This is a genomic window from Ancylobacter koreensis, assembly GCF_023016525.1.
Classification (GTDB): Bacteria; Pseudomonadota; Alphaproteobacteria; order Rhizobiales; family Xanthobacteraceae; genus Ancylobacter; species Ancylobacter koreensis.
On record NZ_JALKCG010000001.1, the window covers coordinates 470093 to 482197 of the forward strand.

Genomic DNA, 12105 nt, shown 5'->3' on the forward strand with positions numbered 1-12105 from the left:
GAGGACGCATCATGTCACTCGTCCATGAGATCGACTACGGTACGCCCGCTCCCAGGACCGACAAGATGGTGACGCTCACCATCGACGGGATGGAAGTCTCTGTGCCGGAAGGCACCTCCATCATGCGCGCGGCCATGGAGATGGGGACGCAGATCCCCAAGCTCTGCGCCACCGATTCGCTGGAGGCCTTCGGCTCCTGCCGCCTCTGCCTCGTCGAGATCGAGGGCCGCAACGGCACCCCGGCCTCGTGCACGACGCCGGTGGCGCCGGGCATCAAGGTGCACACCCAGACCCAGCGCCTCGCGCAGCTGCGCAAGGGCGTGATGGAGCTCTACATCTCCGACCATCCGCTGGACTGCCTGACCTGCGCGGCCAACGGCGACTGCGAGCTGCAGGACATGGCGGGCGCCGTCGGCCTGCGCGAAGTGCGCTACGGCATGGAGGGCAAGAACCACTTCGCTCCGTCCTCCGAGCTGGTGATGCCGAAGGACGAATCGAACCCCTATTTCACCTACGACCCGGCCAAGTGCATCGTCTGTAACCGCTGCGTGCGCGCCTGCGAGGAAGTGCAGGGCACCTTCGCGCTGACGATCTCGGGCCGCGGCTTCGATTCGCGCGTCTCGCCCGGCCAGTCCGAGCCGTTCCTTACCTCGGAGTGCGTGTCCTGCGGCGCCTGCGTTCAGGCCTGCCCGACCGCCACCCTCTCCGAGAAGCGCCTCATCGAGATCGGCACGCCCGAGCATTCGGTGGTGACGACCTGCGCCTATTGCGGCGTCGGCTGCACCTTCAAGGCGGAGATGCGCGGCCAGGAAGTGGTGCGCATGGTGCCCTGGAAGGACGGCAAGGCCAATCGCGGCCATAGCTGCGTCAAGGGCCGCTTCGCCTGGGGCTACGCCACCCATCGCGACCGCATCATGAAGCCGATGATTCGTGCCAAGGTCACCGACCCGTGGCGTGAGGTGTCGTGGGAGGAGGCGATCTCCTACACGGCTTCCGAGCTCAAGCGCATCCAGGACACCTATGGCCGCAAGTCGGTCGGCGGCATCACCTCTTCGCGCTGCACCAACGAGGAAGCCTACCTCGTCCAGAAGATCATCCGCGCCGGCTTCGGCACCAACAATGTCGATACCTGCGCGCGAGTCTGCCACTCGCCGACCGGCTACGGCCTGAACCAGGCCTTCGGCACCTCGGCGGGCACGCAGGACTTCGATTCGGTCGAGGATTCCGACGTCATCCTGGTCATCGGCGCCAACCCGACCGACGGCCACCCGGTGTTCGGCTCGCGCATGAAGAAGCGCCTGCGCCAGGGCGCCAAGCTGATCGTCGTCGATCCGCGCCGCATCGACCTCGTGCGCTCGCCGCACGTCCAGGCCGATTTCCACCTGCCGCTGCAGCCGGGCACCAACGTCGCCATCGTCACCGCGCTGGCCCATGTCGTCGTCACCGAGGGTCTGGTGAACGAGGAATATGTGCGCCAGTTCTGCGACTGGGACGAGTTCCAGGACTGGGCCGAGTTCGTCGCCGACGCGCGCCACTCGCCCGAGGAAGTCGAGAAGCTTTCCGGCGTGTCGGCCGAGCTGATCCGCGGCGCCGCCCGCCTCTACGCCACCGGCGGCAACGCGGCCATCTATTACGGCCTCGGCGTCACCGAGCACTCGCAGGGCTCGACCACCGTCATGGCGATCGCCAACCTCGCCATGGCGACCGGCAATATCGGCCGCCGCGGCGTCGGCGTGAACCCGCTGCGCGGCCAGAACAACGTGCAGGGCTCGTGCGACATGGGCTCGTTCCCGCACGAGCTGCCCGGCTACCGCCACATCTCGGATGATGCCACCCGCGCGACGTTCGAGGCCATGTGGGGCCGCCCGCTCGATGCCGAGCCGGGCCTGCGCATTCCCAACATGCTGGACGCCGCCGTCGACGGCACCTTCAAGGCGATCTACATCCAGGGCGAGGACATTCTCCAGTCCGACCCGGACACCCACCACGTCGCCTCGGGCCTCGCGGCGATGGAGCTGGTCATCGTGCAGGACCTGTTCCTGAACGAGACCGCCGCCTACGCCCATGTGTTCCTGCCGGGCTGCACCTTCCTTGAGAAGGACGGCACCTTCACCAATGCCGAGCGCCGCATCCAGCTCGTGCGCAAGGTGATGGCGCCGAAGAACGGCTATGGCGACTGGGAAGTCACCCAGCTCCTCGCCCGCGCCATCGGCCTCGACTGGAACTACACGCATCCCTCGCAGATCATGGACGAGATCGCGGCGCTGACCCCGACCTTCGCCGGCGTGTCCTTCAAGCGGCTCGACGAGATGGGCTCGGTGCAGTGGCCCTGCAACGACGCCAATCCCGAAGGCATGCCGATCATGCACATCAACGGGTTCGCGCGCGGCAAGGGCAAGTTCGTCGTCACCGAATACGTGCCGACCGACGAGCGCACCGGCGCCCGCTTCCCGCTGCTGCTCACCACCGGCCGCATCCTCAGCCACTACAATGTCGGCGCGCAGACCCGCCGCACGGAGAACGTGGCCTGGCATCCGGAAGACGTGCTGGAGATCCACCCGCACGACGCCGAGCAGCGCGGCGTGCGCGACGGCGACTGGGTGCGCATCGACAGCCGCGCCGGCTCGACCACGCTGCGCGCGGAGATCACCGACCGCGTGGCGCCGGGCGTCGTCTACACCACCTTCCACCACCCGACGACGCAGGCCAACGTCGTGACCACCGACTTCTCGGACTGGGCGACCAACTGCCCCGAGTTCAAGGTCACGGCCGTGCAGATCGCACGTTCGAACGGCCCGTCGGAATGGCAGGAGGACTATGACGAGTTCACCCGCCAGAGCCGCCGCATCGCCGTCGCGGCGGAGTGATCGGGGGCCGCGATGATCCCGCCCGTCGCCCGGGTCGCGCGTGTCGCCGTCACCCCTTCGGGGGCGGCGGCGGGCGAGCGGGCCATCCCCGAGGAGACGCCGGTCGCCATCGTTCATAACGGCTCCACCTATGCCGTGATGATGGCGACGCCGGCCGATCTCGAGGATTTCGGCTACGGCTTCAGCCTGACTGAGGGTGTCATCGGCGCGCTTTCCGACGTCGAGCAGATCGAGACGCTGGAATTCGACGAGGCGGACGGCGCGGTCGGGGTCGAGATTCGCCTCTGGCTCAACGAGGCGCGCGCCGGCGAGCAGATCACGCGCCGCCGCCAGATCGCCGGCCCCACCGGCTGCGGCCTGTGCGGGGTGGAGAGCCTGGAGCTGGCGGTGAAGCCGGCCCGCGCGGTGCCGGAAGGCCGGCGCTTCACGGCGGCGGAGATTTCCCGCGCGGTCGCCTCCCTCCCGCCGGCGCAGCGTCTCAATCATGAGACGCGCGCCGTGCACGCCGCGGCCTTCTGGACTCCGGCGGACGGGCTGGTGGCAGTGCGCGAGGATGTCGGCCGCCACAACGCGCTCGACAAGCTGGTCGGCCATCTGGTTCGCGGCGGGCGCGATGCCGGCCAGGGACTCGTGCTGCTGACCAGCCGCGTGTCGATCGAGATGGTTCAGAAGACCGCCATGCTCGGCGCTTCGGTGCTGGTGGCGGTGTCCGCCCCCACGGCGCTCGCGGTGCGCACGGCGGAAAAGGCGGGCGTCACCCTGGTGGCCATCGCGCGCGACGATGGATTCGAAGTGTTTACCCATCCCCATCGCATCGAGTTCGGCGGGGCAGAACAGGAGCTAGTCGCCCATGTCGGCTAACACGATGGACCGGCTCGTCTACATGGCGAACCAGATCGGCACGTTCTTCTCGTCGCAGAAGCACGACAAGGCGGTGGTCGGCATCGCCAAGCACATCAAGGATTTCTGGGACCCGCGCATGCGCGCGCGGATGGAAGACCATCTCGCGGCGGGCGGCGCGGGTCTTCTGCCCATCGTGTTCGAGGCGCTGAAGACCCTGCCGCCGGTCAAGCGCGACACCATCCCCGCCGCGCACCCGACGCTTCACCCGCCCGGCCCGACGGCTTCGCACCAGCACTGATGAGCGACCTGCCATCTCGAACGGACGGGGCCGGAGCCGGTGCGTCGGCCCCGTCCCTGTTCCCGGCAGAAACTTCCCCAACGGCACCTGCTGCCAACGATTTCAGGCACGGAAAATTCTTCGCAATCGCCCGCCAATGGCGCGATTCTTTTGCGTGCGATCACGCTTCCGCCACGTGGCGGCGGCATCCGATCCTGTAGCATGGTCCCGGCGCGGGACCTCTCTCGCGGGCAGGAGGCGGCCGGTCGATGCACGAGGACGGACACGGATTGCTGCTCGGGGCGCTGGTGTTCCTCGCCACCGCCGTCATCGCCGTCCCCATCGCGCGCCGTCTCGGCCTGTCACCCATCGTCGGCTACATTCTCGCCGGCATCGCCATCGGCCCGTCCGGCATCGCCGTCTTCGACGATCCCGAACGCATCATCACCGTCGCCGAGATCGGCGTGGTGCTGCTGCTGTTCATCATCGGGCTGGAGCTGCAGTTCAGCCGCCTGCTCGCCCTGCGCCGCGCCATCTTCGGGCTGGGCACGGCGCAGCTCGTCTTCAGCGGCGGCGCCATCGCGGTGCTCACCCATTACGCCGGCAACGGCTTCGACTGGCGCGCCTCGCTGGTTGCCGGCCTGGCGCTCGCCCTGTCGGCGACCTCCATCGCGCTGCAATTGCTGGAGGAGAAGAGCGGCCTCACCCAGCCCTATGGCCAGCGTGCCTTCGGCGTCCTGCTGTTCCAGGACATGGCCATCGTGCCGCTGCTCGCCCTGCTGCCGCTGCTGGCGCCGAGCGGCCATGCCGAGAGCACCTTCCTCGAATCGGTGCGCCACGTGGCGCTGATCATCGGGGCGCTGGTGCTCATCGTCGCCATCGGGCGCTACATGCTCACGCCCTTCTTCCGCATCCTCGCCCATTCCGGCGCGCGCGAGGTGATGACCGCCGCCGCGCTGCTCGTGGTGCTGGGCGCCGGCACGCTGATGGCGGCGGCCGGCATGTCGATGGCGCTCGGCGCCTTCCTCGCCGGCGTGCTGCTGTCGGAATCGAATTTCCGCCACGAGCTGGAAGCCAATATCGACGCCTTTCGCGGCCTGCTGATCGCGCTGTTCTTCATGGGCGTCGGCATGTCGATGAATCTCGACGTGGTGCTCGCCAACGCACCGCTGCTGATCGCCGGCACGCTGCTGGTCACGGTGGTGAAGGCGGTTTCGGTCTGGGCGGTGTTCCGCTTCTCGGATGGCACGCGGGCGGACGCCATCCGCTCGGCCTCGGTGCTGACGCCGGCCGGCGAATTCTCCTTCGTGCTGTTTCCGCTGGCGCTCGGCCTCGGGCTGATCGACGCGCGCCAGTCCGACATGCTGGCGGCCTGCGCGGCGATGACCATGCTGCTCGGCCCGCCCATCGCGCTGGTCGGCGAGCGCCTTGCCCGCCGGGTCGACCGCCGCCCCGCCAGCCTGCCGATGGACGATTTCAGCGACGCTAAGGGCTCCGTGCTGGTGGTCGGGTTCGGCCGCTTCGGCCAGATCGCCTCGCAATGCCTGCTGGCGCAGGGGCTCGACGTCACCATCATCGACAATGACGTGGAGATGATCCAGAGCGCCGGCCGCTTCGGCTTCCGCATCTATTACGGCGACGGCACGCGGCTCGACGTGCTGCGGGCGGCCGGCGCCGAGCGGGCGCGGGTGGTCGCCATCTGCGTCGACCGGGCCGAGACGGCGGACCGCATCGTCGACATCATCCGCGCCAACATGCCGGACGTGCGCCTGCATGTGCGGGCCTATGACCGCAACCACGCGGTCGGGCTGCGGGCGCGCGGCGTCGATTACGAGATTCGCGAGACCTTCGAGTCGGCCCTCGCCTTCGGAGAAGCGACCCTGCGCGCCAACGGCTTCGACGCCGCCACCGCGCAGGCGACCATCGACGACGTGCGCGCGCGCGATCTTGAGCGCCTGCTGCGCCAGCTCGCGGAGGGCGAGGATCGCGGCCCCCTGCCGCTCGAGCCCGAGCCGCTCATGGTGCCCGGACGCACCGCCCGCCCGCTCAATCCCGAGGCGGAGGACGCGCTCAAGCACGAGACCGAGTTCTCGTCCTGAGCGCGCCCGGCGCTCAGGCGCCGGCGGCGCGCGGCAGCACGAAGCGCTCGATGGCGGCAGCGACGCCGTCCTCGACATTGCTTAGCGTCTCGAAATGCGCCCGCGCCTTCACCTCGTCGGCGGCATTGCCCATGGCGACGGAGAGCCCCGCCACCTCGAACATGGGCAGGTCGTTCGCCATGTCGCCGATCACCGCCACCTCGTCGAGCGCCACGCCATAGAGCCGGGCGAAGGCGCGCACCGCATAGCCCTTGTCGGTGCCGGGAGGGGTGAGGTCGAGATACTTCGCCTGGCTGCGCCGCGCCGTGGCGCCCGCGCCGACCAGCGCCTGCAGTTCCGGCTCGCTCGCCGCCAGCATGTCGAAATCGGTGGAGGAGAACACGATCTTGCCGGCGCGGGTGATGTGGTCGCCGAAATCGCTCACCACGGTCGGCTCGAAGGCGACGGTGCGGGTCTCGCGCGCGACATAGGGATTGTCGGGATTGGCGATGTACCACTCATTATCGGCGAACACCCACACATCGGCGCCGCGCGGGGTCATCATGGCAATGCCCGCGCGCACCGCATCGGTGGCGATCAGGTGTTCCTCCAGCAGCGTGAAGTCGCCGCGCAGGATCGAGCCGCCATTGAAGCCGCCGAACAGGTCGAGCCCCAGCGCATCGACGATCAGCTTCATGCCGCGCGGCGGGCGCGCCGAGACGGCGGCGAAGGCGACGCCGGCCGCGTGCAGGCGGCGCACCGCCTCCACCGTGGCCGGGGCGACCTGCTTCTCGCCGTTGACCAGCGTGCCGTCGACATCCGACACCATCAGCCGGATGCGCGAGGCGGGTGCCGCTTTCGCGGGAGTGGCGGCGGGGGGGGCGGCTTGGGAAACGGTGTCGGTCATCGCGCGCGGTCCCTTTCGAGCGGCAGCCACTGGAAGCCGTCCTGCGCCAGCATGACGTCGGCCATGGCCGGGCCGCTGGAGCCGGCGGAATAGAACTGCACCTCGTCCTCGCCGCCGCTGACCGCCTCCAGGATCGGCTCCACCGCCTCCCAGCCGGCCTCGATGGTGTCGGCGCGCTGGAACAGCGTCGGGTCGCCGCACAGGCAGTCATAGATCAGCGTCTCGTAGCCGGTGCTCGGCGCCGCCTTGAAGTAGTCGGCATATTTGAAGTCCATCTCGACGTCGGAAAGCCGCACCTTGCGGCCGGGCACCTTGGCGGCGAAGCGCAGCGAGACGCCCTCGTCCGGCTGCACGTGGATGACCATCAGGTTCGGCTTGAGCGCGGTCGGCAGGTGGCGGAACAGCACGCCGGGCGCCCGCTTGAACTGGATGGCGATCTCGGTGCGGCGCACGGCGAGCGCCTTGCCGGTGCGCACATAGAAGGGCACGCCGTTCCAGCGCCACGAATCGACGAAGCACTTCAGCGCCACATAGGTCTCGGTGCGGCTGTCGGGGGCGACGTCCTTCTCGTCGCGATAGTCCTTCACCGGCTGGCCGTTGACGAAGCCGGCGCGGTACTGGCCGCGCACCGCCGCGCCGATGGCGTCGTTCGGCTTCATGTGGCGGATGGCCTCGATCACCTTGGTCTTCTCGGTGCGCACCGCGTCGGCGTCGAAGGAGTTGGGCGGCTCCATCGCGGTCATGGCGAGGAGCTGGAACATGTGGTTCGGCACCATGTCGCGCAGCGCGCCGGTGGCGTCGTAGAAGCGCCCGCGCTGCTCCACCGTCACCGTCTCGGCGGCGGTGATCTGGATATGGTCGATGTACTCCTTGGTCCAGATCGGCTCGAAGATGCCGTTGCCGAAGCGCAGCGCCATCATGTTCTGCACCGTTTCCTTGCCGAGGAAATGGTCGATCCGGTAGATCTGCCGCTCGTCCGCCACCGCCAGCAGGCGGCGGTTCAGCGCCCTGGCGGAGGGCAGGTCGGTGCCGAAGGGCTTTTCCACCACCACATGGCGGAAGGCCGAGTCTTCTTCCTTCAGCAGCCCGGCGGCGCCGAGCTGCTCGGAGATGGTGGCGAAGAAGCGCGGCGACACGGCGAGATAGAACACCGCGTTGCGGGTCTGCTGCGCGCGGGCGCCGAGCCGCTCGCGGATCCGCCCGTAGGTGGCGGGATCCTCGAAATCGCCCGCGACATAGCCGATGCGGTCCATCAGCCAGCGCCAGGTCGGGCCCGACGTGTCGAGCGAGCCGGGAAGCTTCGACACCTCGTCGGTGAGATAGGCCCGATAATCCTCCTCGCTCTGCTCGATATGGTCGACGCCCACGATGGCGAAGGCGTCGTCGAGCACGCCCTCATGGGCGAGGTTGTAGAGCGAGGGCAGCAGCAGGCGCTTGGTCAGGTCGCCGGAGGCGCCGAAGATGAAGAAGGTGGAGGCCGGTGCGGGCGCCGTATCGGGCGCCAGCACCTTCTGGCCGAGGACGACGGTCTCGCTTCCCATGGAACGCTGGCCCGCCCGTCACTTGTTCTTGAATTCGGTGTGGCCGCCGAACTGGAAGCGCATCGCCGAGAGCAGCTTCTCGCCGAACGTATGGTCCTGGCGCGAGCGGAAGCGGGTGTAGAGGGCGGCGGAGAGCACCTCGGCCGAGACCGCCTCCTCGATCGCCGCCATCACCGTCCAGCGGCCTTCGCCCGAATCGGCGACCTCGCCGGGGAAGTCGCTCAGGCTCTCGTCCTTGGTGAGCGCGATGGCGGAGAGGTCTAGCAGCCAGGAGGAGACCACGCTGCCGCGCCGCCACACTTCCGCGATGTCGGCCATGTCGAGGGTGAAGCGCTCATTCTCCGGCAGCGCCTCGGAATTCTTCTTCTTCAGGATCTCGAAGCCCTCGGCATAGGCCTGCATCAGCCCGTATTCGATGCCGTTATGGACCATCTTGACGAAGTGGCCCGAACCGGCCGGGCCGCAGTGCAGATAGCCCTGCTCGGCGCGCGGGTCGCGGCCCTCGCGGCCGGGGGTGCGCGGGATCTCGCCGATTCCGGGCGCCAGCGCGGAAAGGATCGGGTCGATGCGGTCGACCGCCTCCTTCGTGCCGCCGATCATCATGCAGTAGCCGCGCTCAAGGCCCCACACGCCGCCGGAGGTGCCGACGTCAACATAATGGATGCCCTTCGGCTCCAGCTCGGCGGCGCGGCGGATGTCGTCCTTGTAGAAGGTGTTGCCGCCGTCGATGACGATGTCGCCCGGCGAGAGCAGGCCGGCGAGGGTGGCGATAGTGCTCTCGGTCGGGCCGCCGGCGGGAAGCATGACCCACACGGCGCGCGGCGCGTCGAGCTTGGCCACGAGGTCGGCGAGGTCGCCGGCCGGTCGGTTGCCCTCCGCGCCGAGTTCCTTCACCGCGGCCTCGTTGCGGTCCCACACCACGCAGTCGTGGCCGGCCTTGGTGAGGCGGCGCGCGATGTTTCCACCCATGCGGCCGAGGCCGATGATTCCGAGCTGCATCAGTTCTCTCCCGAACCCGCGCCGGCGGCGTGGGACGGGAGCGTCCCTGCCGGCGTCCGTTGCATTCATGCGAATGTCTACGCCAAGCCTATGCCGGGCATGCGACAATTGGAACGGGTCGTGAGCGGCCTATTCGCACCGCGCTGTCAGTGCGGGGCGCCGTAGCCGGAGGCGTGCACCGTCGTCTTGCCGCGGAACACCCAGTAGGCATGCGCCTGATAGGACAGCACGACCGGCAGGATGATGACGAGGCCGACGGCGATGAAGGCAAGCGTCTGCGGATCGGCGGCGCCGTCCCACACCTTCACTGTGCGGGGCACCACATAGGGCCACAGGCTGACGACGAGCCCGACCAGCCCCAGCGCGAAGACGGCGAGCGCCAGCAGCAAGGTGCGTGGCTCGGGCCCCTCCCAGATGCCGCGCCATAGCGCGACGAGCACGAAGGCGGTGAGCAGCGGCACGGGCGCGAGCAAGGCGAGGTTCGGCAGCGCGAACCAGCGCGCGGCGACCTCCGGCACGGCGAGCGGGCTCCACGCGCTCACCAGCGCCATCATCACGGCGGTGAGGATCACCGCCGCATGGGCGATCTCACGGGCGAAGACCTGCGTCGGCCCCTGCGTCTTCCAGATCAGCCAGCCGGCGCCGATCAGCGCGTAGCCGCCGACGAGCCCGACGCCGCACAGCAGGCCCAGCACGCTGAAGAAGCTGAACGGCCCGCCGGCGAACAGCCCGTCCTTCACGGGCACGCCCTCGATGAGCCCGCCGAGGATCAGCCCCTGGCAGAGCGTCGCGAGGAGGGAGCCCGCCGAGAAGGCGATGTCCCACAGGAAGCGGAAGCGCGTCGCCTGCAGGCGAAACTCGAAGGCGATGCCGCGGAAGATCAGCGCGAACAGCATGAACATGATCGGGAGGTAGAAGGCCGGCAGCAGCACGTAGTAGCCGGCCGGGAAGGCGGCGAGCAGCAGCGTGCCGCCCATCACCAGCCAGGTCTCGTTGCCGTCCCACACCGGCTCGATGCTGGCCATCATCAGGTCGCGGTCCTCCTCGCGCGGGGCGGCGAGGAAGACGATGCCGACGCCGAGGTCGAGGCCGTCGGCGAGCACGTAGACGGTGACGCAGAAGGCGGCCACCGCGGCGAAGACGAGCGGCACGTGCGGGCCCTGCATGAGCTCGATCATGGTCAGGCTCCCGCCTGTTCGAAGGCGCCGGCGGCGCGGGGAAGGGATTCGACATTGGTGCGGTCGAGGCCGCGATGCTCGCGGGTCGGCGGCGAGGTATCGGCCGGACCCTTCAGCGCCACGCGGGCGGCGAACCACAGGAAGGCGAGCAGCAGGATGTTGTAGACGGCGAAGAAGATAAGGAGGCTCGCCGTCACCGCCCCGGCGCTCACCGGCGACACGGCGTCGGCGGTGCGCAGATGGCCGTAGACGATCCAGGGCTGGCGCCCCGCCTCTGTCACCGTCCAGCCGGCCAGAACGGCGAGGAAGCCGAGCGGCGTGGTGGCCATGGTGAGGAACTGGAACCACCGCGCCGCGTAGAGCCGGCCGCGCAGCCGCAGCACCAGCCCGGTCAGGGCGGTGGCGAGCAGCACCATGCCGATGCCGACCATGATGCGGAAGGCGAAGAAAACCACCGGCACGTTGGGCTGGTCGGCCGGCGACACGGCCTTCAAGCCCTGCACCTCGCCGTTCCAGGAATGGGTGAGGTAGAGGCTGGCGAGATGGGGGATGTCGAGCGCGTAGAGGTTCTTCTGCGCGTCCTGATCCGGCCAGGCGATCACCGTCATCGCGGGGCCCTTCGTGGTGTCCCACAGGCCCTCCATGGCGGCGAGCTTGACCGGCTGCTCCTTCAGCGTGTTGCGCCCGTGCAGGTCGCCGAGCGCGATCTGCGTCGGCGCCAGCACCAGCGCCAGCCATAGGGCCAGCGAGAAGGCAGTGCGCGAGGCGATGAGGTGCTGCCCGCGCCAGAGATGGAAGGCGGAGACCCCCGCCACCACGAAGGCGCCGGTGAGGAAGCTCGCGCACACCATATGGGCGAGCCGGTAGGGGAAGGAGGCGGTGAACACCGCCTGCCACCAGTCGGTGACGTGGAAGATGCCCCGTGCGTCGGCCACCGCCCCGCCCGGCGTCTGCATCCAGCTGTTGGCGGCGATGATCCAGGTGGCGCTGAACAGCGCGCCGCAGGCGACCATCAGGCAGGCGAAGCTGTGCGCGCCCTTCGACACGCGCCCCTCGCCGAACAGCATGATGCCGACGAAGCCGGCCTCGAGGAAAAAGGCGGTCAGCGCCTCGTACATGAACATCGGCCCGAGCACGTTGCTCACCGCCCGGGAATACAGCGCCCAGTTGGCGCCGATCTCGTAGCTCAGCACGATGCCGGTGATGACGCCCATGCCGAAGCCGAGCGCGAACAGGCGCATCCAGAAGCGCATCAGGTCGCGATAAACCGGCTTGCCGGTGCGCCACCACAGCACGGACAGCAGGGCGACGAACCAGGCGAGGCCGATGGAGAGCGTCGGCCACAATATGTGGAAGCCGACGGTGAAGGCGAATTGCGCGCGGGCGAGGCCGACGGCGAGAGCGGAGGTTTCCAT

9 protein-coding genes are annotated in these 12105 nt (G+C 68.9%); 4 read left to right on the forward strand and 5 right to left on the reverse strand.

What is annotated here, in order from left to right; translation table 11 throughout:
* Window positions 1-11 precede the first annotated feature (11 nt).
* From fdhF to MWN33_RS02140, 4 genes are all read left to right on the forward strand, one after another.
* Complete coding sequence (fdhF, locus tag MWN33_RS02125) at window positions 12-2867, forward strand: formate dehydrogenase subunit alpha (RefSeq protein WP_247198438.1); 2856 nt, start codon at window positions 12-14, stop codon at window positions 2865-2867.
* Window positions 2868-2879: 12 nt separating this feature from the next.
* Window positions 2880-3728 (forward strand): formate dehydrogenase accessory sulfurtransferase FdhD, encoded by an 849-nt coding sequence (gene fdhD, locus MWN33_RS02130; protein ID WP_247198439.1) that lies wholly within the window; start codon window positions 2880-2882, stop codon window positions 3726-3728.
* Entirely contained in the window at window positions 3718-4008 is a 291-nt protein-coding gene (locus tag MWN33_RS02135; protein ID WP_247198441.1) for a formate dehydrogenase subunit delta, read from the forward strand. Before fdhD ends, MWN33_RS02135 begins: the two co-directional genes overlap by 11 nt.
* A gap of 248 nt (window positions 4009-4256) precedes the next feature.
* On the forward strand, window positions 4257-6086 hold the full coding sequence (locus tag MWN33_RS02140) for a monovalent cation:proton antiporter-2 (CPA2) family protein (RefSeq protein ID WP_247198442.1): 1830 nt from the start codon (window positions 4257-4259) through the stop codon (window positions 6084-6086).
* Window positions 6087-6099: 13 nt separating this feature from the next.
* On the opposite strand, the gene MWN33_RS02145 is transcribed toward MWN33_RS02140, so the two are convergent.
* The 5 genes from MWN33_RS02145 to MWN33_RS02165 all read right to left on the reverse strand — a co-directional run bounded on the left by MWN33_RS02145 (window position 6100) and on the right by MWN33_RS02165 (window position 12105).
* The gene (locus tag MWN33_RS02145) at window positions 6100-6972 is read right to left on the reverse strand and encodes a Cof-type HAD-IIB family hydrolase (protein ID WP_247198443.1); all 873 of its coding nucleotides are present in this window, start codon (window positions 6970-6972) and stop codon (window positions 6100-6102) included.
* Window positions 6969-8513 carry a glucose-6-phosphate dehydrogenase gene (zwf, locus tag MWN33_RS02150; RefSeq protein ID WP_247198444.1) on the reverse strand — a complete coding sequence of 515 codons (1545 nt, stop codon included), beginning with the start codon at window positions 8511-8513 and terminating at the stop codon, window positions 6969-6971. The genes MWN33_RS02145 and zwf overlap by 4 nt, the downstream gene beginning before the upstream one ends.
* An 18-nt stretch (window positions 8514-8531) precedes the next feature.
* A complete protein-coding gene (gene gnd, locus MWN33_RS02155; protein ID WP_281493559.1) occupies window positions 8532-9581 on the reverse strand; it encodes a phosphogluconate dehydrogenase (NAD(+)-dependent, decarboxylating) in 1050 nt (349 codons plus the stop codon).
* A gap of 77 nt (window positions 9582-9658) precedes the next feature.
* Window positions 9659-10690 carry a cytochrome d ubiquinol oxidase subunit II gene (gene cydB, locus MWN33_RS02160; protein ID WP_247198448.1) on the reverse strand — a complete coding sequence of 344 codons (1032 nt, stop codon included), beginning with the start codon at window positions 10688-10690 and terminating at the stop codon, window positions 9659-9661.
* Window positions 10691-10692: 2 nt separating this feature from the next.
* On the reverse strand, window positions 10693-12105 hold the full coding sequence (locus MWN33_RS02165) for a cytochrome ubiquinol oxidase subunit I (RefSeq protein ID WP_247198449.1): 1413 nt from the start codon (window positions 12103-12105) through the stop codon (window positions 10693-10695).